We start from the raw sequence: 25,908 nt of genomic DNA, 5'->3' as shown, positions 1-25,908 counted from the left end.
GAAACATTTATATCACTTCTGACGCAATTTGTCAAATTACGTTTCATGAAGAGAAATGTCACCTTTTCTTGTGCATTTTGCTTTGTTTGAAGGATGTCTGTGATTTACCACTATGCACTTTTGCAATCACCAAATACTAATGTCGGGAATGATTCTCATTTATAACTTTGAACGTCATCTATTTTTACAGAAATACCCTATTATTTTCATATAAAACGACCAGAGGGTTCGTGCCTCCCCGCACAACTGTCCGCATTACAAGGACATGCCGGTAAAAAACACTCCTCTACCTGTTTTGATCCCGAATCGCCTGCTTCACCGATTCGAAGGGGACAGGCGCGTAACCAATCCGCTCCACACAGGCGCAGAAGCTCCTGGCGGATACGTCCTGGTACATGGGATTCCCATGAACATGACCGAAGATATTGGCGTAAGGGCTGTTGATATTCACATACACAGGCTCATGGGACAGGATGTAAAAATCCTCCAGCACAGCAGGAAGAAAATACACCTCATCGAAGCCAAAGTCCAGCCAGTCCCTGGTCGTGAACATCCGGTCATGATTACCGGCAATTAGTATCTTTCTCCCGTTTAAGCGGTTCGCAATCTCCTTAATCTCTTCCCTGCTTAAGTAGCAGGCAAAATCCCCAAGATGGTACACCGTGTCCTCCGCTCCGGCCACACGGTTCCAGTTCTCGATCATCTGTTCATTCATTTCTCTTCCATCCTGAAAGGGTCTTCCCTCATATCTGAGGATGGCCCCCGAATCACCAAAATGTGTGTCAGAAATCAGATAGATATCTCCCATAGTTCCTCCCGGCTGTTTTGTACAAATACGAATTCATTTAGTATATTATATTCCCCAGGGGGATTAACAGCAACCGATTCCGGGCGCTTCACAGTCTCAAAAAGCCCATGGGTGATGTTCCGGCAGGCACTCGTCACAGAGCAGCTCGCCGTTCACCGTCGCTCCGTTCGACAATCCCCGGATCGGATCAGGCTTCTCCCGGTCCGTGGTCCAGCCATGACACTTCGCGCACTGGCCGCAGTTCATCGTCAGCGGATCCAGATAAATCGTGCTGGTTGACTGCCATTCCGCCTTATGCTGATCATCCAGCACAATCTCCTGCTCCGGCAGTTTGCCCCACGCCAGCTTCCAGAACTTCTCTTTTCCCTTGTGGTCGCTGACCTCTTCTTCATCCACTTCAACCAAATAACTGATCTTGTATAGTATCGCTTTTTTCATATAGGCACCTCATCATAAAGTGGTCTTCAGCCCGAACATATATTCTTTTTAAGATTATAACACATCCGGTATTCAAAGGGAAGCATAAAGAATGCGTATGCCACTCTTACTCCGCAAAAAAAGAAAAGCCGGAACTCCTTACTGATCAAGGACTTTCCAGCTTTTTCTTATCCGTTCACACTTTTTACTGAGCAGGGGAAGAGGGGCTCGAACCCCCATTTACGGTTTTGGAGACCGTTGCTCTACCATTGAACTATTCCCCTATGGCTTGTTTCTTTCATGTTTCATCTGAACACTATGAGAGTATAGCATACCTGTTTTTAAATTGCAACAGTTTTTTATAAAAAATACAAAAATTCGAAAGTTTATCCAGAAACGGAGGACTGCCGGCGGCAGTCCCCCGTGTTAAGGCTGAATCTCAAAGCTTATTTATCCAGCTGAAACCTGGAGACATAGTCCTTCAGCAGCTGCGCCTGACTCGACAATTCCTCGCTGGCCGCTGCGCTCTCCTCCGCTGTCGCCGAATTGGTCTGCACCACGGAGGCAATCTGAGTGATGTTCCTGGTAATCTCGGTAATGGAGCGGGACTGTTCCGCCGATGCCTTCGATATCCGGTCGACCGTATCGGTCATCTTCACGGATTCCTGGGCCACGGTTTCCAGTGCCTGGGCCGCCGTGTCCGCGATCCCTGCCCCGTGCTTCACGGATCTGACCGACTTTTCGATCAGCGCCGCAGTGCTCTTCGACGCCTCGGCGCTCTTTCCGGCCAGACTGCGGATCTCCTCCGCTACTACGGCAAAGCCTCTGCCCGCGTCACCGGCCCTTGCCGCTTCCACGGCCGCGTTCAGCGCCAGCAGATTCGTCTGAAACGCGATGTCTTCAATAACCCTGATGATCTCCCCGATCTCTCCGGAATTCTTCCTGATCTCGTCCATGGCCGCAATCAGCTTCTTCATCTGCTGGTTCTGCTCCAGAATCTCACCGCCCAGTTCCTTCGACTTATCGCTGGCCGCCTTCGCATTCCCCGCATTATGATCCACCTGGTTGGAGACCTCATGAATGGCCGCAGCCAGATTCTCGATGGCTCCCGCCTGCTCGGCCGCTCCCAGTGAGAGGGACTGGGCTCCGAAGGATAGCTGTGCTGCCCCTTCAGATACCTGATCGGCACTCTCGTAGATCCGCCCCAGCGTATCATTTAAGGAAGCAGCGATTTCCTCCAGCGCCTCCTTGATCTTCCCGAATTCTCCCTCATAGACACCGTCTACCGTAAGGCGCAGGTTTCCGTCAGAGAGTTCTGCGAGGACCGTTGTCGCATTGGAGATCATGTCCTTGAGAGACTGGATGGTCCCCCTCACACTGGCAGCCAGCAGGCCGATCTCATCGTCGCTGTCGTTCTTCAGATCCACGCTGAAATCTCCCCTGGAAAAGCCTTCCACCTTGACCGCAATGTCGTAAAGCGGAGAAAGAAGTTTCCTTACCAGCCTGATCACTATGACCATAACTGCGATCAGTATGAGAACCGAGATCACCACCATGACCGCGATCAGCTGATTTCTGGGGGCGTTGATCTCCTCCACCGGTATGCTTCCGACTGTGGCCCATCCCGTTGCTTCGCTCTTTGCAAAGATGGAGTAATACTTTTTACCTTCATATGTATAAGTCATGGCGCCGGTATACTGGTTCTGGATACCGTCTATATATTCCTGACTCAGATTATCCACCTCATCCACCGTCCTGTTAATAAGGCTGGCATCGAAGCTGTATACCAGGGACTCATCGCCGGTAACCAGTTCCAGCGTGCCGCCCTTTCCGATTCTGATATCCTGGAGCAGCTGTGAAAAATGGTCCTGGAACACGTCAAATCCAACGTATCCGGTGATACTGCTGTCATCCAGAGAGAGAACCGGGGCCACGACGGAGATAACCATCTTTCCGGTAACCGGATCGAGAAACGGATCCGTCACAACCGGCCCCATCGTCTCCAGAACCTGTTCGTCCCAGTCGATACCGGCCAGATCGGCGGTCCACGCCTCTCCGGTCTGCATCAGATACGTGTCGTTGCCGATTCCGGCCAGCCATACGGCCTGTACTCCGTCAGAAACCATGGTGTCGTAGGCCCGCTCCAGCAGCGTAACCGCCGCCTCTTTCCCCGGCGCCCCGGCAATCTGCTCCGCGGTCGGCGCCTCTTCCAGCAGCCGGCGAAGCTCTTCATTATAGCTTAAAATTCCCACGGCGCTCTTCTTGCCGTTAAAGAACTCATCTACCGTGTCCACCGCATTCTTCGTCTGGCCCTCGGTCACCTGATAGCTCAGGTTGGTAACCGCCAGTGCGGCGATATAGCAGGTAACAAAAATCAGAACTGCCAGCGCCGGGAACAGGATGCTGATCAGGCGCTTATTAATCTTTCCGGATATGGTCGCCCGTTTTTCCTTTCGCCCCGTCTTTTCCGGCGCGTGATTCTTTGCTTTTTCAACATTTTCGATCATTTTGCCCCTCCTTACTGACCATTATAATACTTAAAGGTATAACGGGCAAACGATTTGTAAAAAAGTTCCGGCAATATGCCAGATACGGCCCAGTCCGGTTATCCGATCGCATTTCCGGTATACAGCTGGTAGTACCGGCCCCTTTCCCCGATCAGTTCCTCATGGGTTCCCCGCTCGATAACTCTGCCCTGTTCCAGAACCATGATGCAGTCTGAATTGCGCACGGTAGACAGCCTGTGGGCGATCACAAATGTGGTTCTCCCCCTCATGAGCCGGTCCATGCCTTCCTGCACCAGCGTTTCGGTGCGCGTATCGATGGAGGAGGTGGCCTCGTCGAGAATCAGCACAGGCGGGTCTGCAACCGCGGCCCTGGCAATGGAGAGAAGCTGCCGCTGGCCCTGGCTTAAGTTCGCCCCATCTCCGGTCAGCATGGTATCATAGCCATCCGGAAGGCGTTTAATAAAGCCATGGGCATTGGCCAGCTTCGCGGCCGCGATACACTCCTCATCCGTCGCATCAAGACGTCCGTACCGGATGTTATCGATAACGGTTCCGGTAAATAAATGGGTATCCTGAAGGACCATTCCCATGGACCGCCTTAAATCCGGCTTCTTAATCTTATTGATATTGATGTTGTCATAGCGGATCTTTCCATCCTGAATGTCATAGAACCGGTTGATTAAGTTGGTGATGGTGGTTTTTCCGGCTCCCGTGCTTCCGACAAACGCGATCTTCTGTCCTGGCGTGGCGTAAAGCCTGATGCCATGCAGTACGATCTTGTTGTCGTCGTAGCCAAAATCCACATCGTTGAACGTCACATCGCCTTCCAGTTTTGTATAGGTAACGGTCCCATCCTCCTTGTGGGGGTGCTTCCACGCCCACATGCCGGTTCTCTCCTTTGTTTCCGTGATGCTGCCGTCAGGCGTCATATCCGAGTTGACCAGTTCCACATAGCCGTGATCTTCCTCCGGCTCTTCGTCCAGCATTCGGAAAATACGCTCCGCTCCGGCCATGGCCATGGCGATGCTGTTCATCTGCTGGCTGATCTGGGTCACAGGCTGCGTAAAGTTCTTATTGAGCGTTAAAAATGAAACCAGCGTTCCCAGCGTCAGCCCCCAATAGCCGCCCAGCGCCATGACCGCGCCGACGACCGCACAAAGCACATAGCTGATATTTCCAAGGTTCGCGTTGACAGGCATCATGATGTTCGAAAACTTGTTGGCCAGATTGGCGCTCTCCCGCAGTTCCTCATTGATCCGGCGGAACTGCTCCAGGCTCTTCTCCTCATGGCAGAACACCTTGACCACCTTCTGCCCATCCATCATCTCCTCGATGTAACCGTTGACGTTTCCCAGATCTTTCTGCTGCCGGATAAAATAAGCCGCTGATTTGCCGCCCAGCTTCGATGTGGCAAACAGCATGAGCCCCGTCATGATAAGCGTCACCGCGGTCAGCGGAATGTCCAGCACGATCATGCTGACCAGCGTTGTCACGATGGTGACGGTTGAATTTACCACCTGCGGAATGCTCTGGCTGATCAGCTGTCTTAAGGTATCCACATCATTGGTATAGACAGACATAATGTCGCCGTGTGCATGAGTGTCGAAGTATTTCACAGGCAGTGACTCCATGTGGGTAAACAGCTCCACCCTCAGCTTTTTCATGGTTCCCTGGCTCACATTGACCATAATCCGGTTGTAGGCATAGGCACACACAACGCCCAGCCCGTAGGTGACTGCCAGTGACCCCAGGGCGGCTGCCAGTGATGAAAAATCCGGTGTCCGGGCACTCGTAAGGGGCATAATGTAGTCATCGATCAGGCTCTGCATAAACAGCGTGCCGCGAAGTGTGGCCAGGGCCGCACCCAGAATACAGACTACCACCATAAAAAACGAAAATTTATAATTTTTCAGCATATAGCACAGGATCCGTTTCATGACATGGCACAGCATTTTTGTATCTCTCTTTTGGCCCTTCGTCCCCGTTCTCTCTTCTGTCATACTCTCACACCATCCTTTCCGGTCTCTGCCGCAGTCAAAGGCTGGTCAAAGTCCCCGCCGCCCTTCATCTGCGTCTCATAGATTTCACAGTAAATCTCATTTGTCTTCAACAGATTCTCATGGGTGTCGAATCCGCTGATCCGGCCGTCATCCAGCACCAGAATCCGGTCCGCATCCTGCACACTGGAGATTCTCTGGGCGATCACCAGCTTGGTGGTGCCGGGGATCTTCTGCACGAAGGACTTACGGATCTTCGCGTCCGTAGCGGTATCCACCGCGCTGGTAGAATCGTCCAGAATCAGGATCTTCGGTTTCTTTAACAGCGCCCGCGCTATACAGAGCCTCTGTTTCTGCCCTCCGGAGACGTTATTGCCTCCCTGTTCAATCCAGGTTTCATACTGATCCGGAAATTGTTCGATAAACTCGTCTGCACACGCCTGGCGGCACGCTTCCCTGCATTCATCCCAGGTGGCGTCCTCCCTGCCCCAGCGCAGGTTGTCGAGAATCGTTCCCGAAAACAGGACATTTTTCTGCAGTACGACAGCCACCTGGTCTCTCAGCACTTCCATATCGTAGCAGCGGACATCATTTCCGCCTACGCGGACGACGCCTTTGTCCACATCATAGAGACGGCTGATTAAGTTCACCAGACTGGTTTTTCCGCTTCCGGTACCGCCGATGATACCGATGGTCTCACCCGGCCTGATCTGTAAGTCGATGTCATGAAGTGTCTCTTCCCCGCTTCCGTGCTTATAGGAAAAGCTCACGTGGCTGAAGGAAATACTTCCGTCAGGAATGCTCATAAGGGGATTCTCCGGGTTCGTCAAATCCGCCTTCTCATCCAGCACCTGAGCGATACGCCTTCCGCTGGCCGCACTCATTGTCACCATGACGAAGATCATGGACAGCATCATCAGGGACATCAGAACGCTCATAACGTAGCTGAACATGGAGGTCAGCTCTCCTGTCGTCAGTCCGCCCACGACGATGAACTTCGCGCCGAACCAGGACAGGGAGATGATACAGCCGTAGACCACCAGCATCATCACCGGGTTGTTGAGAGCCAGAAGGCCCTCCGCCTTCACAAACAGGCGGTATAGATTTTCTGCGGCCCTTGTGAATTTGTTATTTTCATGTTCTTCCCTCACAAACGCCTTGACCACGCGGATGGCGGATACATTTTCCTGCACACTGGCGTTTAAGTCGTCGTATTTGCGGAACACTTCGTCAAAGATTTTTGTCGTCCTGGTCATGATCAGCCCCAGCGCAGCCGCCAGAACCACAATGGCCGCCAGGAAAATCAGGCTCAGTCTTACATTGATTAAGAAGCACATGGCCATGCTGCATACCAGCATTAACGGCGCCCTCACCGCAATCCTCAGTATCATCTGGTAAGAGTTCTGTACATTAGTGACGTCGGTCGTCATTCGGGTAACCAGGCCGGCTGTACTGTACTTGTCGATGTTTGAAAATGAAAATCTCTGGATGTTTTCATACATTCCGTCTCTCAAATTACAGGCAAATCCCGACGAGGCCGCTGCCGCATATTTCCCCGCCAGAACACCGGACAGAAGGCTTAAAAATGCCATAATGAGCATCAGCCCTCCGTAGAAATACACCTGGCCGATGTTCCCCTGTTCGATTCCCTTATCTATGATGGAAGCCGTTATAAACGGGATCAGCACCTCCATCAGCACCTCCAGCGCGGTAAACAGCGGAGTCAGCAGCGACTCCTTTTTATACTGTTTCACCTGCTTAAGCAGTGTTTTTATCATAGTTATTCCTCCTTTACACAATCTGTTTTTATGTTTGAAATCATTCTGTTCAAGGTGTATGTAAAGAGCTCCAGTTCTTCCCCGGAGAGCCCGCTGCATAGCCGCTCCATCTGCCGTTTCAGGACACTCTCGATCGTCTTTCTGGCCCTGTACGCCTTCGCAGTCAGGGTGATCCGTTTCTTCCGGTCGTCACCGGAGACCGCCCTCATCTCGATATAACCGCCCTTCTTCAGCCCCTTGAGCATGGAAGAGATCGCGGCTCTGGAAATCCCACATTCCGCGTGGATATCCGTGGCATACGTGGCTTGTTCCCCGCAGGAGAACAGATAATTCAGTACCCAGCCCTGTGACGGAGTAATATCCTCACTCTTCATCTCCTCCCTTCCATACTGGTCCAGGGAAATATTCAACTGTTTCAAAAGCCAGATGATATTACTCTCATACATGCCTTTTCTAACTCCTTTCTGATTATTCGGTCCCTAACTGTTTCATGGTTAACAGACCGGTTACGAATGATTCTACTCGATTTTCCCTTGTAAGTGAATTCAAAAAATGTTATCATTAATAAAATACTTTTATTAATCAGAGGAGGTAAATCCATGAATACCTTTCAACTTTCCTGCTTTCTGGCTGTCGCGGAGACGCTGAGCTTTGCCAGAGCCGCGGAACAGTTAAGCATCACCCAGCCGGCCGTCACGCATCAGATCCACTCCTTGGAGACAGAATTGAATGTGAAGCTCTTCGTGCGCACCACCCGCACGGTGAACCTGACACAGGAAGGCACGCTCTTTTTAAACGACGCCAGGAACATACTCGCCCTGACCATCCGGGCCACAAAACGGTTCGAGAATCCCCTGGAACAGGAAATACAGCTGTTCTCCATCGGCTGCCACAGCTACTCCCACATGTTCCTTCTGGCCGATGTTCTCCGCCTGCTGGCCGCCTCCTGTCCAACGGTGCATCCGGAGCTTCGCGTCGTACCGTTCCGGCAGCTCTACCGTCTTCTGGAGGAGGAAGAGGTGGATACGGTCATCGGATTTCAGGAGCCTGACTCCAGAAAAGTACCCGGATTCTACAAAGAGCTGCGGAAGGTCACCATCTCCTGTGTCTGCTCCCGGGACAATCCCCTGTCTGCCCTGGAAACCGTGACGGTGGCGGATTTAGAAAAGGAAAAACTGGTCTTAAACGATCCGGCCAAGACGCCGGCTGCTGTCGCCCAGTTCCAGGGGCAGCTGATGGGCGGCCGTTCACCTTCTGACTTCTACTTCTGCGAATCCAGTGAAGCCGAGACGGTCCTGGTAAAGGCCGGCTACGGCATCTCTGTACTCCCGGATCTGCTGATTCCCCCGGATCCCTCCCTCATCCGGATTCCCGTAGCCGGGCTGGAGCCGCTCTCCTTCGGGGCGTATTATAAGACGCTTCAGGGAAACGAGATGCTAAAGAGCTTTATCCGCATCATGAAGGAGCACTTTCCATATGCCAGGCGATAGATATCATTGTAAAACACCATTGGAAGTAAGGAATGAAGCGTTACAGTCTGAGATAATTTAAGAATATCCAATTCCTACCAATAAGAGAATTGAGAAATATATAGAGAAATGGAGTGCATAAAAAAACGACCACACAAATCTGTGTGATCGTTAATCTGTACTTTGCTTTAGATATTCAGCCTGTCTACTTGACAGGGGGGTGATGCCGGACAGGCCATACTTTCCCGAATCACGTATCGATCCTGACCATTTCTTTCACGGCTTTGTTCCGGTAAACCAGATCGTTTCTCACCGTAAATCCACGTTTTTCCCAGAATTTATTCCCGGTTTCATTCCGGTCAAATACCACCAGAGCTACCTTGCTGATCCCCTCGTTCTCCAGAGCGTCCATCGCTTTTTGCACCAGAGTGCTTCCTATTCCCCGGTTCCGCTCCTTAGCCGCCACCGCGGTATGATAGACATAGCCTCTGCGTCCGTCGTGTCCGCTTAGGATAACACCGGCTACCTCATCGCCGTTGACAGCGATAAAGCACGTATTGGGATTGCGCATCAGGAATCTGCCGATCCCCGCCTCGGAATCGTCCACATCATTCAGTCCCATCCCGGGAGTGCTCATCCACAGCCTGCGGACGTTTTCATAATCCTCGATTCTCATTTTCCTTATCTGCATGACTTCTCCTGTTCCTCATGAAAGTGCTGATAAATCTGATTTTTCATAACGGTTGTGTCCCTGAATCCCTTTTTTATAATTCCAGCACCGAATCGCCTCATCCAGGGTGCGTCCTTCATTGTCCGCGAAGAAATCCCGGATATACGTATTGTACTCGAACTGCCGGTCGATCGTTGTCTTTCCTTTCTTCTTCTCCTCCATAATCTGGCCGTAAGCATCTATGGCCTCTCCGTAGGTTTTACCGGTGTTGCTTTTCAGCCATTTCTGAAAGGACACGTTAAAGGAAAATCCACTGCCGATGGCTTTTCGAAAAAAGGCCCTGTGCTTTTCACTGCACACGAAATCAGGTTCGATCTTTTTATCCTCGCTGATCTCTCCCACCTCCGGCCTGCTCTTTGTCTTTGCAGAAACCGGGAGCACATCTCCCGTATCGAGGAAACAGGCGATTCTCTCCGTAATCTCGATCTTGCCGCCGGAGACAGGCAGCCCGTTTTCCCGGCAAAATGCCGTCAGCTCTTCCTTCAGATAATAGTAGCTTCTAAAGGTCTTCCCATCCAGGGTTCTGTCCAGCCTGGGCCGCTCACTCATATACCTGCTCCTCCCGCTTCCTCATGGGCAAATTCCAGCTTTTCCACCTGGTATGCTCTGCCTTCGATGGTCATTACCGCCATGGTGATGGGCTGGTGAAACCGTCTCGGACCGCAGCTTCCCGGATTCAGCCAGAGCGTGCCGTCGATGACCCGTTCGTCGTAGCGGTGGGAATGGCCATACACAACCACATCGGCGCCGGATACGCTTTCGTGGGAAGCCCCTTTTTTATTGTGGACCATATAAAATGACACACCCTCCAGAGAGAAGCTCAATTCCTCCGGCAGCCCCTCCGCCCACTCCTTATCGTTATTGCCGCGCACAACATAGAGAGGCGCAAAGGCTTCCAGTTCTTTTATAATAGTTTCTCTGTTTATATCGCCGCCATGTAAAATTACATCGCACGTCTTTAATACGTCTTTTACCTGAAGCCGCAAGAGGCCATGGGTATCTGACAGAATTCCGACTCTCATACCAGCTTTCCTTTCTTTCATTATTATGGTGATTACTGATGCACTCCATTACAGGTTTTACCGCAATGGCAGTACCCACTCTATTTATCACCCTTACAGAAGCGAAATCGCCTCCCGGATATTTTCCACTCCGACCATGCGAATTCCCTCCATCTTCCTCATCTTGTCCAGTGAGGTCTTCGGGAGTATACACGTCTCAAATCCCAGCTTCTTCGCCTCATTCACCCGCTGTTCCGCCATGGGAACAGCGCGCACCTCGCCGGCCAGGCCGACTTCACCGAAGATAATCGTTCTCGGGTTCACAGGCCTGTCCTTTAAGCTGGAGATCACGGCCATGACGATGGCCAGATCCAGGGCCGGCTCATTCATCCGCAGGCCGCCCGCAATATTCACATAGGCGTCATACCGGGAAAGCTCATAGTGGCACCGCTTCTCCAACACCGCCATCAGCACGTTTACCCGGTTATAGTCCGTGCCCGCAGCCGTTCTTCTGGGCATACCGAACAGAGTAGGCGTTATAAGCGCCTGCACCTCTAAAAGCACCGGCCTCGTCCCCTCTAAGGAACAGGCCACCACGGCGCCTGACGCGTCCTCCGGCCGGCCGCTCAGCATGTATTCCGACGGGTTCTTCACCTCTTCCAGCCCGCTTTCCCTCATTTCAAAGACGCCGATCTCGTTGGTGGAGCCGAAACGGTTCTTCACACCGCGGATAATCCGGTAGGAGGCGCTTCTGTCCCCCTCGAAATAAAGCACCGTGTCCACCATGTGTTCCAATACTCTCGGGCCGGCCACCACGCCTTCCTTCGTCACATGACCTACGATGAAAATGGCGATTCCCACACCCTTTGCGATCTGAAGCAGGAGATTCGTGGATTCCCGCACCTGCCCCACGCTGCCGGGAGCCGAGGTCACCTCTTCCCGAAACATGGTCTGAATGGAGTCAATGATCACCACATCCGGCTTCTCCCCGGAGATGGCGCCCTCAATCGTATCGAGATTCGTCTCACAGAGAAATTTCAGTTCCCCTGTCACAGTCCCGATCCGGTTGGCCCTCAGCTTGATCTGCTTTAACGATTCCTCGCCCGAAATATAGAGCACCTTCTGTCCCGACGCGGCCAGATTCCTGCACACCTGCAGGAGCAGAGTAGACTTGCCGATTCCCGGGTCTCCGCCCACCAGAACGAGGGAGCCCCTCACCACGCCGCCGCCCAGCACCCGGTCCAGTTCCTCGTATCCGGTCTGCATGCGGTCCTGTTCATCCAGCGATATCTCCGATAGATAGGAAGGCCTGATCTTTGACAAGCCGCCTTCCCCTGCGCCGCCCTGGCCGTTCCCATAGGAAGCTCCAAGACCTCTCTTCGCCGCCGGTTCCTTCTTCGCCGTCAGCTCTTCCACAAAGGTGTTCCACTGCCTGCATCCGGGACACTGTCCCAGCCATTTGGGCGATTCGTATCCGCATTCTTTGCAGAAAAATGATGTCGCTTTCGCTTTTGCCATGCTGCTCCTTTCCTACTAAAAAAGAGGCTGGTAAACCGCCAGCCTCTTTCTGCCATTCTGATTTTATCTTCTTACGACTTTAACAGACACAGGTTCTTCCTCGTTCAGTTCCACGCTGACAGACAGCTTACCGCTCATGTTGGTCATCATGCTTCCCACTGCCGCGTCGTCCACGAATACCTCATATTCGGTATCATCCTCCAGCTGAATGGTCAGCTGTGCGTCCTTGTCTCCTTCGACGGAAAACTCCACGCCGTTGTTCGAAACGGTAAAATGTTCCACAGCGGTTCCCGGCACGGACTCATAGACAAACATGCCGTTGCGCTCCAGTTTCGTAATCTCATAAAACGTCTTTACTTTATATAAATCACCATCGTGCTCAAAATCCTGTAATTTTGACTTTGTGCTTAACTTGTAATTACCAAAACTGATTGTTCCATCCTGCTCTGTGCGGATTAATTCTTCAATTACCGGCATCTGTACGCCCTCCTAGTATTCTTGTTTACTTATCCTTTTTGCGAAGCGCTCTTTAATGATTTCGCTTGTCATCATTATACACGAAATCAAATCAAATGGCTAGTTCTTTATGAGCTCGGGAACAGAAAATTTTAACTCCGATTCTCCCTGGCTCACCAGAACTTCATCCCCTTCTTTCACCGCTCCATCCAGAATTTCCTCTGCCAGCCTATCCTCAAGACTGCTCTGAATGGTACGTCTTAACGGCCTTGCACCGTATTTTTCATCATATCCCTTGTTAATCAGGAACTCTTTTGCAGCTTCATCCACGGAGAGTGTGATGTTCATCTGTTCCTTCGTCCGCTTCATGATTTCCTTCAGCATAATGGTGACAATGTCCTTCATATGGCCCTTGTTAAGCGGATGGAAGACAATTATCTCATCGATTCGGTTGATAAACTCCGGCTTGAATAAATGCTTTACTTCCTCCATCACACGGTCCTTCATCACCTTGTAGTCCGCCTTCTCATCGGCGACCGCTCCGAAGCCCAGACGTTTCGGGGAAATGATGCTCTCCGCGCCCGCATTCGACGTCATGATAATAACCGTGTTCTTAAAATCGATCTTACGTCCCTGCGCGTCCGTGATATGCCCGTCGTCGAGAACCTGCAGGAGGATGTTGAATACATCCGGATGCGCCTTCTCAATCTCATCGAAAAGAATGACGGAATACGGATTTCTCCGCACCTTTTCGCTGAGCTGGCCGCCCTCGTCGTAGCCCACATAGCCTGGCGGGGAACCGATCATCTTGGAGACGCTGTGCTTCTCCATGTACTCCGACATATCGACGCGGATCAGCGCGTTCTCGGTGCCGAACATGGCCTCCGCCAGTGCCTTGGACAGCTCTGTCTTTCCGACACCGGTAGGCCCTAAGAACAGGAATGAGCCGATGGGACGCTTCGGATCCTTCAGCCCTACCCTGCCGCGGCGGATCGCCTTTGCAACGGCTGTAACCGCCTCCTCCTGGCCGATCACACGCTCGTGGAGAATGGATTCTAAGTTTTTCAGTCTCTGGCTCTCCCCTTCCTCCAGCTTTCTTACGGGAATCTTGGTCCAGCTGGAGACGACATCGGCGATCTCTTCCTCATCGACCACCTGCTTCCTGGTGTCTTTATCCTTCTGCCATTTCTCACGAATTTTATCGATCTTCTCTTTCTTCTTTTCCTGTTTCTTTTTAATGGCGCCCGCCTTCTCATACGCTTCGTCCCGGATAGCGGCTTCCTTCTGATCCTCCAGCTTCTCGATCTCTTTCTCCAGCTCCTTGATCTCGGGCGGCTCCACAAACGCGGTCAGGCGTACCTTGGAAGCTGCCTCATCGATTACGTCGATGGCCTTATCCGGCATGAACCGGTCGTTGATATACCTGGCGGAAAGCTTCACTGCGGCCGTAAGCGCCGCATCGGTGATCGTCACATGGTGGTGCGCCTCATAGCGGCCTCTTAAGCCCTTTAAGATGGCTATGGCCTCCTCCTCCGACGGCTCCTCCACGGTAACCGGCTGGAAACGGCGTTCCAGGGCGGAGTCCTTTTCAATATATTTGCGGTACTCCTCGATAGTGGTGGCGCCTATAAGCTGAAGCTCGCCTCTGGCCAGGGATGGTTTTAAGATATTGGAGGCGTCAATGGCGCCCTCCGCGCCTCCCGCGCCGATGATCGTGTGGATCTCATCGATGAACAGAAGGACTTCTCCGTCCTCCATCACCTCCGCGATCACCTTCTTGATTCGCTCCTCGAACTCACCGCGGTATTTGGATCCGGCCACCATACCGGATAAGTCCAGCGTCAGAACGCGTTTCTCCGCAATGGTTTCCGGCACATTTCCCTCGATAATCATCTGGGCGAGGCCTTCCACCACCGCCGTCTTACCGACTCCCGGCTCACCGATCAGACACGGGTTGTTCTTCGTCCTACGGCTTAAGATCTGAATCAGACGCTTGATCTCCGTCTCGCGTCCGATCACCGGATCCAGCTTTCCCGCCCTGGCAAGCTCCGTCAGATCACGGCTGTAGCTGTCCAGTGTGGGCGTACTGCCCTTTGTCTTGGCTCCCTTTAACAGCTCCTCCTTGTTGGCCGGAGCGTCCTCTCCCATGGCCGCCAGAACGTCAATATAGAGCTTCTGGATGCTGATGCCGATGGTATTGAGCAGCCTGGAAGCCACGCAGTCGTTGTCCCGGATAATGGAAATCAGCAGATGCTCGGTACCGATCAGTCTGGCCTTAAAACGCACCGCCTCTTTGTAGCTGTTCTCCAGCACTCTTCTGGCGCTGGGTGTATAACCGCTCTCCTCCATACGGACCGTCTGGTCCGGAGAGATGAGCTGGCTCACAAGGCTGATCACCTTCTCTTTCTTAACACCGTTCTCGGAAAGCACCCTGGCGGCCACACCGCCGCCTTCCTCCAATAGTCCAATCAGCAGATGCTCGGTTCCCACGTAGCTGTGGCCCAGCTCCTCCGCCGCCTGGACGGCCAGATTAATTGACTCTCTGGCCTTTGCTGTAAATCTGTCTATCATGTCAGTCTGTCCTCCTATTCTAAATCCGGCAATTCCCCACGGATAAATTCCGCCCTCGCAATATCCAGTTCTTCCTTGCTTAACGGCCTGTCGGATATCTTCTGTAAATTCGCCGGCTGCAGGCCGAGCATGAGGCGGTAGATGGAGCACGGCTCCTTCATCACAAGCAGCCCGTCCGCCGCTCCGGCCATGACCTGAGACAAAAATATCATACCGTCTCTGGCCGTAAGCCTCCTGGCATATTTTAACACACCGTAAGATTTATATACCTCGTCCTCCCGTTCCAGGCGCCGCCGCTGGAGGGACATCTTCCTGACGGTCATCTCCTGGTTGGTCAGCTGGATGGCCGCCTTCGTCACCACATCGGCGATCTCCTTTTCACTCTGTCCCAGCGTCTTCTGGTTCGATATCTCATAGAGGGAGCCAAAATTCTCCTCCCCTTCGCCGTACACGCCGCGGACTGCCGTCCCAAACCGGCTCATGTCGGCTATCAAAGCCGGAAACTTCCGCCCCGAGGACAGCATTGGCAGATGCACCACCACCGAGGCCCTCATCCCGGTTCCCACATTCGTCGGAAAAGAAGTCAGGTAGCCGTACCGGTCGTCAAACGCATAAGGAAACCGTTCGTTGATGTAATCATCCAGGGCATCGGCCCGCTCCCATAATTCCTCCAGATGAAGCCCGGAAGAGAGAAGCTGAAGCCGGATGTGATCGTCGCCGTTTAGCAGGATGCTGGTGTCCTCGTCCTCAGACAGTATGATACCCGCCGGGGCTTTCTTCTCCACCGCGGCACGGTTTATGATTCTCCGCTCCCGCAGCGCCGCCCGGTCCAGTTCCTCCAGCTCCTCCAGCATGGCGTATTCGTATTTCCTGCCTTCCACCTCCGAGAGATCCTTCAGCCCGAATTCCAGCCTGCGGACCATCTCCTCGCTCTCCTGTGTCCCCAGCATGGCAGGGAACTTATACTCTTCCCAGTTTCGCACCAGACGAATGCGGCTGCTGATGACACCCGGCCGTTTTTCGTCCGTCTTTTCAAACCATCTAAGCATTCGTCTCATGTCCTTTCTTTAATTCCCTGATCTTGTCACGGCATACCGCCGCGGTCTCATAGTCTTCAAACTGCAGCGCTTCTTTTAACTTCGCATCCAGCTCCATAATCTCCTCTTCATGTTCATAAACGGCATCTCCCGCCGTCTCATCCCCGCTGCCCTTTAAATCCGGCGTTTTATAGGAAATCTTCTGATATTTCGGCCGCTTCCCCGTATGTGCGGTGCTCCCCTGCAGCTGCTTTAAACTCTCTTCCATCAGGGGGCCGAACACACTGTAGCAGTCAGCACATCCGAACTGGCTGTTCTTGATAAATTCATCGTAGCTGGTCTTGCAGGTCGGACAGACCACCTGGTGCAGCTTATCCGGCACCCGGCTGGTATCCTCGATTCCCAGGAGTCCCGACAGCAGCTTGCCCAGCGGAAATTCTCCGTCAAAAATAGCGGAATACGGTCCAAAATCCATTTCTTTTGCACATTGGGCACAGAAATGGTGTTCCTTTTTCACGCCATTTATTACCTCTGTATACTGGATATTCGCTTCGCGAATTCCGCATCTCTCACATAACATAAGTAACCTCCATTCTTCCGGCAATTCCTTGCTGTCTGCTCCCTGCCTGGGGCTGCCGCCGTCTGGTCCGGCTCTGCCGGTTGCCTCCCGGCTCCCTGTGACTTTGCAGGGTATTAGCAGTTCTTAACTCGCAGAATTTTTCGTTCAGGGGAAATGTCCACCTGTCTGAGCGCAGCGAGTTTGGGAATTTTCACTGGTTTTTAGAAAAATTCTGCACGTTTAGAACTGCTTATGCCCGAAACCGGAGCTGGGAGCCGAGAGGCAACCGGCAGAGCCGGACCAGACGGCGGCAGCCCCAGGCAGGGAGCAGACAGCAGCAGCTATTCCTCCTTCTGACCCCTGGAAAACAGCATGAAAATCTCATCCACAAGCTGGTGCACCTCGTCACAGGTAACATTCTTGCAGATCCCGCGGGCCAACACGACGCTTAAATCTCTCCTCATCTCATCGAGGACACGCATCTTATCCACGTCCAGGGCCACGACCGCCCCCTTGCGGCGGTCCAGCTTAACAAAGCCCTCCTGCTTTAAGACAGAGTACGCCTTATTCACCGTGTGCATATTAATTCCTATATTGTCAGCCATCTGGCGCACGGAGGGCAGGGGATCCCCTTCCTTTATCGTTTCCGTGGCAATTCCAATAATGATCTGATTCCGAAGCTGGATATAAATTGCCTCATCACTGTTAAAATCGATTTGCAATATCATATACTCACCATCTTTCGTTATATCTGTTATACACATAATAGCACACAAGAATTGTTTTTTCAATATGTAATATATTTACATCGGACATTCCTTAAAAAGAACCAATGAAAGCTCTACTATTTTAGTCTATCGCCAAATAATACTATATTTTTTAAAAGTGATAAACAGAATGCGTATTGAAACACATTGACATTATGCATTAATGTTGATATAATTCTATATAGTGGAGGTGATACAATGGATTTAACAAAAAGCGAACTGGAAATAATTGAGGTATTATGGAATGCAAAACGTCCATTAACCGGAACAGAAATAGTGCAGCTATCTCCAAAAGATAAATCTTGGAAAGACAGTTCTATTCACATTCTAATCAATAGCCTATTGAAAAAAAATGCTATTAAAGAATCGGGGTTTGTAAAAACCGGAAAAGGCTACGGTCGTACCTTCACAGCTACCGATCGATGTGAAGAATATTACGTAGAATATTTAGCCTCAATTATAAAGAGAACCAGTTTAAAAAAACTATTCGCCGCTCTTTTTGATAATTCAAAAATGTCGGAAGAAAATATTTTCGAATTAGAAGAGTTATTAAAAAAATATAAAGGAGAGGTTAAATAGTACATGGATAAAATTAGTATCAGTTATTATTCTATAGTTAGTGCTATAATTTTTTTTAATATTGGCCTGATTCTAATTTTAATTTTAAGACATAGTCTTTTCTTTCTGGTGAAATATGGTGAATGGTGTTTACTATTACTATTTATATTTTCAGTAATCAGGATATTGTTGCCGCTTGACTCAGTAAATGCAATTGTCATTCATTCAAATAAAATATATCCAGGTATATTAAAAATGTTACATATACCGTTACTAAACAATCAATATAGTTTAGGATATATACTTCTAATCATTTGGATAACAGGAATTATCTTTATGATATTAAAGGACTGTTACCTGTATTTTAATGAGTTTCGATACATAAAAAAAATTTTATTGGTTCATGATGAGCAAGTAGATAGGATATCTAAAGAGATTTATTTTAAAAATGTTGAAATATTTGTAACTCCGAATATTTCTGTGCCAAAAGCTACTGGTATCTTAAAACCATATATCTATCTTCCGCCGCTTTATGTGTCAGACGATGAAATGCGCCTAATAATAAAACACGAAATATGTCATATACGTGGCGGAGATATAGCGATTAAAATTCTTTTTTCTATATTTACAGACATATTTTGGTGGAATCCATTCATGTATATATATCAACATGAGGTGGACAATCTTCTCGAACTTAGATGTGATCATAATATCACTGAAAATATGGACCAAAAGGAGAAGGCAAATTATTTAAGCACCATTTTACATGTAATTAAGCAGTCAAAAAGTTATACGGATAATTATTTGACCCGAAGCGTTATGAATTTTATTAATTATAAGACCGAAGATATTACAAAACAACGATTTCAGGTTATTATGCGAAGAAAAAATTATTGGAGATCAGAAAAGCATTTAGTTATCAATAGTCTTGTATTTGTTTTATTCATAGCTTCCTTTTTTATTATAGTTCAGCCAGCTTATTATCCAGAGAGGAACGAGGCAGATCATATTCTTGAGATTAATACAATAAATTCATTTATTTTGCTATCGAATAATGATTATCTGTTATATATTAACAATGAACCCTATGGATATTTATCTGCTTCTGAATTAGACACATTACCATATTCTGAATTGGAAATTATTAAGGAGGAGTAATTATGAAAAAAGTAAAAGTAACCATGTTAAGCGCTGTAATATGTATGCTACTCATTTTCCCCAGTTGGGCATCAACGTCTAACGTTTTAAAGCAACCAGAGGTGGCGTTGCAAAAAGATGTAACAAAAGCAGAAGTTACAAAATGGTATTATAGAAATATTGATGGTGTGAAAGAAAAAAGATTATGGTCAATTACATATGGCTATTGGAAGACAGAGTGGATGCCTGTTTAAATGTAGTTCCCTCTACATTACTTTGTAGAGGGTATTATTAAAACTATAGATTGATATTATTATCATTCTATAATATTTACCAAACTGCATTTATTAAAATTATAGTGAGGTTGCAAGCGGTTATAATTATATCGAATACTGCAACCCGAAGAAAGGAGGATAAACTAAACTTCATTGTTATTCACTAAAAACTTTAAAGCAAAAGAAAAGGAGAAAAATGAGATTACAAAAATTATTATCAGTATCGCTTGCCGTATTAATGACTATGAGTGCAACACCTGTTATGACTTATGCAAATATAGGAACCACTGCAAATCCATCTATGATGGAAAATGGAATGGACATAACAGTCAGTACCACTTCTGATGGAAAAACAAAAGCATCCTGGGGAAAAGTAACCATGACCAGTTCAAAGAAGAAAGCATCAACAAAAGTGTCAACCTATTCTGGTACTGCATATTTTCTTGCTGCTCAGACAAAAATCCCCGATACAGGAGAAGCTGTAAATGATGATGCTTTTAATGCTGAAAGTGTCAATTCCGGCACTCTCTATAATCCTAATCCAAAAGAAGGAATTAGATGGGAAGGTCTTGGAATAATTCATGATACAGAAACTTCTGGTTCACAGTCAACAACGGTCAAAAAAAGTTATTAATATATAATATTATTAAATATCCATAAATTTAGACATGAGAGTTAGCGAGGATAATCAGCGTTAACTCTCATGCTCGTATAAAGGAGTATATTATAAAAATGAACTTTAAAAATTCAAAATGTCTTATTGTTATTGTTTTAGCGTTTTTTCTTCCTTTATTAGTAAGCTGTAAGCGAAATAATGAAAATAATAATGTTTATATTCATAAATGGGATAATCGTCGATATTCTGATTGGGAAACCAGTGTGGGGATTGATGCGTATAATTCCAATAGTTATAAAAAAATAAATGATAAGTTAAATAAAGCTAATTCATTATTATATATTACTGACCCGGATGAACCAATTACTATAAAATTTAATAATAATGGAAAGGAAAGAGATTTTGTATTAACTATATTTTATGATTATGTACAAATACCTTTTAAAATTACCGCTGATGGGAATTACGATAATATTTATACCTTTGCTTTAGATGACTCCTATGAAATAGAACTCACACTCTTTCTACCTAAAGAAATTGACAGAACAGGCTCTCACAAATTACTTATATCCTTTTCAATTGGCCATAACATTCATGCAGCAGATTTAGAAGAGCTTTCAGACTGGTACGGTATGGGTAGTGTATATGATATTTCATTTGATGGAGAGGCTGATTTCTCAAATAAAAAGATTGTCTATAATAAGCCTTCTCATATTGATGACAGAACCTTTAACATGCTTTTGGTACCTGATGCCGGCGCCGATATTATAAATATTAATATCAATTCATTACCAAAAATGATCGAAGTAAAAAAAGGCAAACCATTCCATTTGACTTATAGACTATCAACTGATAACTCGGAAAAAGTGTTATTTCTAGTAACTATAGGTTTTCAACAGACTCCTGTCGATGGTGTTGAATACAAATTATTTACATTTGATAAAAACAAAACCGCTTATGGTGATATACAATTAATTGCACCTGATGAAGTCGGCTTATATGAAGTAATTGCTTTAAAGATTCTTAATCCTTTTGAAAAAATACAAGTTGGAACTTGGTGCGATGTGAAAACCAGTGTCCGCTTTACTTTAAAAGTAATTGACTAAATTTTATAAATAATTCTTATGAGAAATACAGTCAACTGTCTCAATGCGCATAATTATTTCTCTATGCTGTCATTGCCCCCAAGTGATATATTTCTTTAAAATAGTGAAGAAGCTTTAAATCTGTCATATAACAGATTTAAAGCTCCTTCACTAATCTATACTAAAATTATCTTTACCCAAATTTCATAAAACATTGCCTGTCCATTAGTCATCAAGATCCATAAATTCAAAATCATCTTCGTCTTCTATCTCAGGATACCGCACTGCAGGGTCCGGCCTGGACTGCTGTGGCCTGTCTGGCTGATTGACTTTCGGCTGTGATGCTGCGTTTGATAGTGGTCTGACCGCCTGTCTTGCCGCTGGCTGTGGTCTTCCCGGCTGAGATACATTTGTCTGCGGTCTGCCTTCCTCTCCTGCATTCTGCTGCGGCCTTCCTGCCTGCGCTGCATTGGCCTGCGGCCTGCCTGCCTGTCCTGCATTCGCCTGCGGCCTTCCTGCCTGCCCCGCATTCGCCTGCGGCGTTCTTCCTGTCTGTCCTGCATTGGCCTGCGGCCTTCCTGCCTGCCCCGCATTCGCCTGCGGCGCTCTTCCCGCCTGTGCAGCGTTTGCCTGCGGTCTGCCAGCATGGCTCTCCTGCTGTGGTCTAACAGCCTGTCCTGGCTCCTGCGGCACACGCGGTGCTGCATTCGGCTGTGGCCGGCCCGGTGTCTGTTCTCTTGCGGTTCTCTGCGGTCCGGCTGTGTCCCGCTCTATTTCTTCCGCCAGATGGGCCGACAGCTTCTTCTCCATATCATCGAGGCTGTCTTCCATCTCGAAATCATCATCTTCCGGTTCTTCCTGTGCCTTCAGAGGCACTTCCCCGTCCCCTTCAAACTCATCACGGCTGTAGCGGCGCACACGGCCTGCCTGGCTCTCCGGTTCTGTGAAGAAGCCTTCCGGCTCCTCATCTCTGCCGCGCCGTTCTTCCCGGAAACCTCCGTCAGAACCATTGCCGCCCCGTTTTAAAAGGACGATAATCACGATCAGAAGGATAAATGCCAGCACACCCACACCAATTAAGATATACCGCTGCAGGTTATAATCGCGGACGAGGCTGTTGTAATCCTCTTTCATCTTGTTATAAGAATCCATGGAAACGCCGGAAGCGTAATACCGCTGGATTGTCTTTTCCGTTAAATCATACCGGTAGAAGTTCTTCTCTCCGTTCCAGTTCATCGCATAGAACAGACAGTACTGCGGATCGCCTTCAGACTTCGGTACCCAACCGGTTACACGGATTCCGTCGATATCGATCTGGCGTTCCTCGAAGCCTTCCGGAACCGTTATACCCGCATCAAGCGGCACGATAACAATCGCCTTGGAGCTTGTCTCCACAGAGACGAACTGTGACCAGGAATCTGCTTCTGCGTTATAGATGTAGAAGCCGCCGTTTCCGCCCGCATCCTGGAGATACAGGAGAGTCAGATCTTTTTCGAGACCCTTTCCGGCCATAACTTCCGTTCCCTTATAATCATAGGTGCTCGCTTCAAAGCCTTCCGGCAGTGCTGACTCGTCGAAGGAAGCCGCCACCTTATATTCCGTACCGTTCACCGTCACAGCGGCATCACCAAATTCTGCGGATACGTCCGCTCCGCTGCTTCCGCCCGGTGTCGTCTCACCGCCTTCCGCCTTCGTCACTACGATTGTGTAGTTCTTAACGGTCTGGCCATCCTCTGCCGTAACGTTGACCACGACCTGATTCTCTCCGGCCTTTAAGCCCTTGTCACCCTGAAGCGTCACACTGGCGCCTGCATTAGCCGCCACTGCGTTCACGACTAAATCTGCGGTGCTGCCATCCACGGAAGCCGTGTAGCTATCCACCTCCGGTGAAAATTCCGGAGTCAGCTCGCCTGGTGATATCTTCAGAGACTTGAGCGCGGCATCCTTGGAGGAGGAGGCCGGGGAAGTCACCTTGACAGTGGAACCGCCCTGCTTATCCACCGTTACGATCTGGGAATCCGCATCGTAAATCTCCTGGGACGTCACGGAAATCTGTGTGTTTCCCGCCTTCAGAGCCTTAAACTTCAAAGTAAAGCTAAAGGATTTCTGATCGGCAGCGTCCGTGGTGTCCTGAAGCTTCAACGCTCCGGCTCCCCCGTTCGCGCCGTTGCCGCTTATAAATTCCAGTGCGGCCGAATCGTAGGCCAGCATGACATCCGCCTTGCCCAACGCGGAATCGCTGGTAATCTTCATCGTTACCGTCACTTCGTTGCCCACCATGACCGATGGGTCGGAAAATGCAATTCTTGTATTGGCAGCCCAGGAGACCATCTGTCCGAATGGTCCCATAACTGCCAGCATGCAGACCAGCATAAGGCCGGCCATCAGTCGTTTCAGTTTTATTTTCATAGAAATCTCCTTACTTACGTTTAGTTAGAACCATCCGGAGCGATTGAGATATTGCTTCCGCCTGGTGTTCCCGCACTGCCGCCGGAAGACGGATCCGATACGCCCGGTCCGCTGCTTACGCCAGGGCCTACTTCTCCGCCGCCCGGGCCTGCCGATGAACCGCTGCTTCCGCCGGTGCTTCCTCCGACAGAGGAGGAATACGTCGGTCCGTTATCCTGACGAACCACATGAACCACGTACTCTCTGACACTGCCGTTCTGGGCCGTTACGGCGATCCGCACATCATTGGCGCCGCTCTGCAGCTGGATTGTTCCGGAACCATTCACGGTTGCCTTTCCATCGATGGCACTGGCATTGACAGTAATACTGGAAACGGAAGGATCGACAATTAAGTTGTACTCCAGAGTATCTCTGTTGTAGGTTGGCGTCATAACAAATCCATCCACGCTTAAATTCGACAGCTTGTTATTCGGATTGCCGTCTGTAGTCGGCTGGCTGCACGCGTTATCCGGCATGTTGTTATAGACCGGTATCTTAAACTCCAGCGCAGTCTGCTTCATCTCGTCGTTATATGCCTTCGCATAGACCGCCCCCTCCGAAGCCGCGCCCTGTATATTCGTCATATACTGGTGCTTATAGAGATTATTCCCCTGTACGTTGAATTTCTTCAGATAAAATGTATCCTGTCCAACTTTTACGTAATTATTACCATAATAAAGAGCTCCGCCCAAAATTGATTTTTCAGGGGAATTCCATGGTCTCTCATAGCTGCCTGACTGAGACGCCCACCAGAGCCCTCTCTGTACGGCAGACATACTGCCTGACTGATATGCCTCTATATTAAAGAAATTATAATAGCCTTCATAGCCTGCTTCTGTTCCGGTAATGCTGCCGCCGGTTCCGCTTGAACTCTGTTCCTGGATAATCATAGCTGCCAAAACGTAGGGATTGACTCCCGACTGGGTTCCGGCGTTCATAATAATATCCACATAGTTGGTGCTGCCGCTCGGTGTCACAGCCCCGCTGCTGTTATCTGCCGAAGGACCGGTCAGACTGACGCCCGGACCGTATTCCATGAGCACGCGCGGCGTGTTCGGTGTGATGGAAGCGTGAGGCGATTCCTGGCTGACACCCGGCGTACTGCCCTTGCTGGGAGCGGCGCTCTCGACTGTACCTGAACCGCTGGAACCAGATGAAGATCCTCCTGAACCAGAAGAAGACCCTCCGGTACTTGGAAGATTAACCCCCGGCCCTCCGCCGGAAACACCGGGACCATACGAGGAAGAATCACCGCCGCCCGAACTGCCGCTGCCGCCCGGACTGCTGCTGCCTCCCGGAGACGAGCTCCCGCCGCCTGCCGCGGTACCGGCCAGAAAGGATCCCTTTACCATGGTCTGAAGTCCTTCCACCGTGTGGCTGTTGCTGTCGTATGTATGGGTAAGGAACTGAAAAACATTCGTCTCATCCAGAAAATTTCTCGGATCCATGTAATACTTTACAATATCCTCGGATGCCGCCACCCAGGAGCTTCCGTCAAAGCCGGGCCATGTACTGCTGTCCCAGTTAAATGCGCCATCCGCGATGGATTTCCAGGAAGACATGCTGTTTGTGTGAACCAGGTTGCGTCCCACCTGACTCTCCTCTTTAACAGCCGTGTTCCAGTCCAGGTTCGTATGCTGAGCCCGGAATACCCACTTCGGGTACTGTGCATGAAGCTCACGCAGCCTCACCTTATAGCTCTCCGGGAATCTCTCCGAGTTTAAATACGCCTCAAAATCGGCGTCACTCGTGTAGGAAACCGGGAATTTTAAATAACTCTTTGAAACGTATCCGGTCGTCTCAGTTCCTCCTGAGCCCTTAACCCGGATCTGATACCATAACGCGCCGTCTGAGGCCGTCTTCTCATCTATAACCGTTACTGCCGCCCCGCTGGTCAGCTTCGTAACGATAGAATAGGTCGTACCAGGACCGCTCCTCACATTCAGCGAAGAAGCGTTAACCGTCGCCGACCTCTCCATGTATGCCATACTCTCTATGTGCGGTGAAACGTATCCCACAAGGGAATCAATCACCAGGACACTGGCCAGTAAAGCCGCCATTTTACGAGCTTTTTTATATCTCCTCATCTGTCTCTCCCAACATGTCCTCAGTATTTTTCCAATTATACTAATTTATGTAAATTTAGCATTCAATTTATTATAATGACAAATACT

The 25,908-nt window shown here is 49.4% G+C and carries 23 protein-coding genes and 1 tRNA gene; 6 read left to right on the top strand and 18 right to left on the bottom strand.

Translation table 11 applies throughout. From position 1 onward, the window contains the following. Positions 1-286: 286 nt before the first annotated feature. The 7 genes from M1L66_RS10810 to M1L66_RS10780 all read right to left on the bottom strand — a co-directional run bounded on the left by M1L66_RS10810 (position 287) and on the right by M1L66_RS10780 (position 7,953). Complete coding sequence (locus M1L66_RS10810; RefSeq protein ID WP_187021468.1) at positions 287-808, bottom strand: metallophosphoesterase; 522 nt, start codon at positions 806-808, stop codon at positions 287-289. A 96-nt stretch (positions 809-904) separates the two neighbouring features. Beyond that, the gene (locus M1L66_RS10805; protein ID WP_002600454.1) at positions 905-1,246 is read right to left on the bottom strand and encodes a hypothetical protein; all 342 of its coding nucleotides are present in this window, start codon (positions 1,244-1,246) and stop codon (positions 905-907) included. Between the two features lie 192 nt (positions 1,247-1,438). Beyond that, positions 1,439-1,509, bottom strand: a tRNA-Trp gene (locus M1L66_RS10800). Between the two features lie 162 nt (positions 1,510-1,671). Further along, a complete protein-coding gene (locus M1L66_RS10795; protein WP_187021470.1) occupies positions 1,672-3,732 on the bottom strand; it encodes a methyl-accepting chemotaxis protein in 2,061 nt (686 codons plus the stop codon). A gap of 98 nt (positions 3,733-3,830) precedes the next feature. After that, entirely contained in the window at positions 3,831-5,732 is a 1,902-nt protein-coding gene (locus M1L66_RS10790) for an ABC transporter ATP-binding protein (protein ID WP_434692856.1), read from the bottom strand. Further along, a complete protein-coding gene (locus M1L66_RS10785; protein ID WP_434692853.1) occupies positions 5,729-7,507 on the bottom strand; it encodes an ABC transporter ATP-binding protein in 1,779 nt (592 codons plus the stop codon). The genes M1L66_RS10790 and M1L66_RS10785 overlap by 4 nt, the downstream gene beginning before the upstream one ends. A gap of 2 nt (positions 7,508-7,509) precedes the next feature. Then, the gene (locus M1L66_RS10780) at positions 7,510-7,953 is read right to left on the bottom strand and encodes a MarR family winged helix-turn-helix transcriptional regulator (RefSeq protein WP_187021477.1); all 444 of its coding nucleotides are present in this window, start codon (positions 7,951-7,953) and stop codon (positions 7,510-7,512) included. A gap of 153 nt (positions 7,954-8,106) precedes the next feature. On the opposite strand from M1L66_RS10780, the gene M1L66_RS10775 reads away from it, so the two are divergent. After that, on the top strand, positions 8,107-8,997 hold the full coding sequence (locus M1L66_RS10775) for a LysR family transcriptional regulator (RefSeq protein WP_187021479.1): 891 nt from the start codon (positions 8,107-8,109) through the stop codon (positions 8,995-8,997). A gap of 229 nt (positions 8,998-9,226) precedes the next feature. On the opposite strand, the gene M1L66_RS10770 is transcribed toward M1L66_RS10775, so the two are convergent. The 9 genes from M1L66_RS10770 to M1L66_RS10730 all read right to left on the bottom strand — a co-directional run bounded on the left by M1L66_RS10770 (position 9,227) and on the right by M1L66_RS10730 (position 17,576). Then, a complete protein-coding gene (locus M1L66_RS10770; RefSeq protein WP_187021481.1) occupies positions 9,227-9,667 on the bottom strand; it encodes a GNAT family N-acetyltransferase in 441 nt (146 codons plus the stop codon). Between the two features lie 15 nt (positions 9,668-9,682). After that, positions 9,683-10,255, bottom strand: a complete 573-nt coding sequence (locus M1L66_RS10765; protein ID WP_187021483.1) for a DUF6434 domain-containing protein — start codon at positions 10,253-10,255, stop codon at positions 9,683-9,685. Continuing rightward, the gene (locus tag M1L66_RS10760; RefSeq protein WP_434692848.1) at positions 10,252-10,728 is read right to left on the bottom strand and encodes a metallophosphoesterase family protein; all 477 of its coding nucleotides are present in this window, start codon (positions 10,726-10,728) and stop codon (positions 10,252-10,254) included. The genes M1L66_RS10765 and M1L66_RS10760 overlap by 4 nt, the downstream gene beginning before the upstream one ends. A 93-nt stretch (positions 10,729-10,821) precedes the next feature. Continuing rightward, entirely contained in the window at positions 10,822-12,225 is a 1,404-nt protein-coding gene (gene radA / locus M1L66_RS10755; protein WP_434692845.1) for a DNA repair protein RadA, read from the bottom strand. Positions 12,226-12,288: 63 nt separating this feature from the next. Beyond that, positions 12,289-12,702 (bottom strand): hypothetical protein, encoded by a 414-nt coding sequence (locus M1L66_RS10750; RefSeq protein ID WP_002600463.1) that lies wholly within the window; start codon positions 12,700-12,702, stop codon positions 12,289-12,291. 99 nt (positions 12,703-12,801) lie between these two features. Next, positions 12,802-15,252, bottom strand: coding sequence for an ATP-dependent Clp protease ATP-binding subunit (locus M1L66_RS10745; RefSeq protein ID WP_434692842.1), 2,451 nt, complete (start codon positions 15,250-15,252; stop codon positions 12,802-12,804). 14 nt (positions 15,253-15,266) lie between these two features. After that, a complete protein-coding gene (locus M1L66_RS10740; protein ID WP_110325831.1) occupies positions 15,267-16,301 on the bottom strand; it encodes an ATP--guanido phosphotransferase in 1,035 nt (344 codons plus the stop codon). Beyond that, entirely contained in the window at positions 16,294-16,869 is a 576-nt protein-coding gene (locus M1L66_RS10735) for a UvrB/UvrC motif-containing protein (protein WP_002600466.1), read from the bottom strand. Before M1L66_RS10735 ends, M1L66_RS10740 begins: the two co-directional genes overlap by 8 nt. A gap of 320 nt (positions 16,870-17,189) precedes the next feature. Next, complete coding sequence (locus M1L66_RS10730; RefSeq protein ID WP_038256689.1) at positions 17,190-17,576, bottom strand: GntR family transcriptional regulator; 387 nt, start codon at positions 17,574-17,576, stop codon at positions 17,190-17,192. A 237-nt stretch (positions 17,577-17,813) separates the two neighbouring features. Between M1L66_RS10730 and M1L66_RS10725 the strand changes: the two genes are divergently transcribed. From M1L66_RS10725 to M1L66_RS10705, 5 genes are all read left to right on the top strand, one after another. Further along, positions 17,814-18,194, top strand: a complete 381-nt coding sequence (locus M1L66_RS10725; protein WP_187021494.1) for a BlaI/MecI/CopY family transcriptional regulator — start codon at positions 17,814-17,816, stop codon at positions 18,192-18,194. 3 nt (positions 18,195-18,197) lie between these two features. Then, a complete protein-coding gene (locus M1L66_RS10720; RefSeq protein WP_434692836.1) occupies positions 18,198-19,331 on the top strand; it encodes a M56 family metallopeptidase in 1,134 nt (377 codons plus the stop codon). 2 nt (positions 19,332-19,333) lie between these two features. Further along, entirely contained in the window at positions 19,334-19,564 is a 231-nt protein-coding gene (locus M1L66_RS10715; RefSeq protein ID WP_187021498.1) for a hypothetical protein, read from the top strand. A 217-nt stretch (positions 19,565-19,781) separates the two neighbouring features. Then, positions 19,782-20,219 (top strand): hypothetical protein, encoded by a 438-nt coding sequence (locus M1L66_RS10710; protein ID WP_187021500.1) that lies wholly within the window; start codon positions 19,782-19,784, stop codon positions 20,217-20,219. 98 nt (positions 20,220-20,317) lie between these two features. Next, positions 20,318-21,307, top strand: a complete 990-nt coding sequence (locus tag M1L66_RS10705; RefSeq protein ID WP_434692832.1) for a hypothetical protein — start codon at positions 20,318-20,320, stop codon at positions 21,305-21,307. 204 nt (positions 21,308-21,511) lie between these two features. Here the strand turns inward: M1L66_RS10705 and M1L66_RS10700 are convergent, their stop codons facing one another. Both M1L66_RS10700 and M1L66_RS10695 read right to left on the bottom strand, forming a co-directional pair. Next, entirely contained in the window at positions 21,512-23,695 is a 2,184-nt protein-coding gene (locus tag M1L66_RS10700; protein ID WP_434692829.1) for a cadherin-like beta sandwich domain-containing protein, read from the bottom strand. Positions 23,696-23,715: 20 nt separating this feature from the next. Further along, entirely contained in the window at positions 23,716-25,821 is a 2,106-nt protein-coding gene (locus M1L66_RS10695) for an SH3 domain-containing protein (protein WP_434692826.1), read from the bottom strand. Positions 25,822-25,908 lie beyond the last annotated feature (87 nt).

The organism is Hungatella sp. SB206, assembly GCF_051132295.1.
Taxonomy (GTDB): Bacteria; Bacillota; Clostridia; order Lachnospirales; family Lachnospiraceae; genus Hungatella; species Hungatella effluvii.
The sequence above is the reverse complement of the archived record's forward strand: the minus strand, read 5'-3'. Positions and strand labels throughout refer to the sequence as shown.

Coding starts and splice junctions, on each gene's coding strand:
- M1L66_RS10810 (WP_187021468.1), bottom strand. CDS start 808: ATGGGAGATATCTATCTGATTTCTGACACACATTTTGGTGATTCGGGG.
- M1L66_RS10805 (WP_002600454.1), bottom strand. CDS start 1,246: ATGAAAAAAGCGATACTATACAAGATCAGTTATTTGGTTGAAGTGGAT.
- M1L66_RS10795 (WP_187021470.1), bottom strand. CDS start 3,732: ATGATCGAAAATGTTGAAAAAGCAAAGAATCACGCGCCGGAAAAGACG.
- M1L66_RS10790 (WP_434692856.1), bottom strand. CDS start 5,732: ATGACAGAAGAGAGAACGGGGACGAAGGGCCAAAAGAGAGATACAAAA.
- M1L66_RS10785 (WP_434692853.1), bottom strand. CDS start 7,507: ATGATAAAAACACTGCTTAAGCAGGTGAAACAGTATAAAAAGGAGTCG.
- M1L66_RS10780 (WP_187021477.1), bottom strand. CDS start 7,953: ATGTATGAGAGTAATATCATCTGGCTTTTGAAACAGTTGAATATTTCC.
- M1L66_RS10775 (WP_187021479.1), top strand. CDS start 8,107: ATGAATACCTTTCAACTTTCCTGCTTTCTGGCTGTCGCGGAGACGCTG.
- M1L66_RS10770 (WP_187021481.1), bottom strand. CDS start 9,667: ATGCAGATAAGGAAAATGAGAATCGAGGATTATGAAAACGTCCGCAGG.
- M1L66_RS10765 (WP_187021483.1), bottom strand. CDS start 10,255: ATGAGTGAGCGGCCCAGGCTGGACAGAACCCTGGATGGGAAGACCTTT.
- M1L66_RS10760 (WP_434692848.1), bottom strand. CDS start 10,728: ATGAGAGTCGGAATTCTGTCAGATACCCATGGCCTCTTGCGGCTTCAG.
- radA (WP_434692845.1), bottom strand. CDS start 12,225: ATGGCAAAAGCGAAAGCGACATCATTTTTCTGCAAAGAATGCGGATAC.
- M1L66_RS10750 (WP_002600463.1), bottom strand. CDS start 12,702: ATGCCGGTAATTGAAGAATTAATCCGCACAGAGCAGGATGGAACAATC.
- M1L66_RS10745 (WP_434692842.1), bottom strand. CDS start 15,252: ATGATAGACAGATTTACAGCAAAGGCCAGAGAGTCAATTAATCTGGCC.
- M1L66_RS10740 (WP_110325831.1), bottom strand. CDS start 16,301: ATGCTTAGATGGTTTGAAAAGACGGACGAAAAACGGCCGGGTGTCATC.
- M1L66_RS10735 (WP_002600466.1), bottom strand. CDS start 16,869: ATGTTATGTGAGAGATGCGGAATTCGCGAAGCGAATATCCAGTATACA.
- M1L66_RS10730 (WP_038256689.1), bottom strand. CDS start 17,576: ATGATATTGCAAATCGATTTTAACAGTGATGAGGCAATTTATATCCAG.
- M1L66_RS10725 (WP_187021494.1), top strand. CDS start 17,814: ATGGATTTAACAAAAAGCGAACTGGAAATAATTGAGGTATTATGGAAT.
- M1L66_RS10720 (WP_434692836.1), top strand. CDS start 18,198: ATGGATAAAATTAGTATCAGTTATTATTCTATAGTTAGTGCTATAATT.
- M1L66_RS10715 (WP_187021498.1), top strand. CDS start 19,334: ATGAAAAAAGTAAAAGTAACCATGTTAAGCGCTGTAATATGTATGCTA.
- M1L66_RS10710 (WP_187021500.1), top strand. CDS start 19,782: ATGAGATTACAAAAATTATTATCAGTATCGCTTGCCGTATTAATGACT.
- M1L66_RS10705 (WP_434692832.1), top strand. CDS start 20,318: ATGAACTTTAAAAATTCAAAATGTCTTATTGTTATTGTTTTAGCGTTT.
- M1L66_RS10700 (WP_434692829.1), bottom strand. CDS start 23,695: ATGAAAATAAAACTGAAACGACTGATGGCCGGCCTTATGCTGGTCTGC.
- M1L66_RS10695 (WP_434692826.1), bottom strand. CDS start 25,821: ATGAGGAGATATAAAAAAGCTCGTAAAATGGCGGCTTTACTGGCCAGT.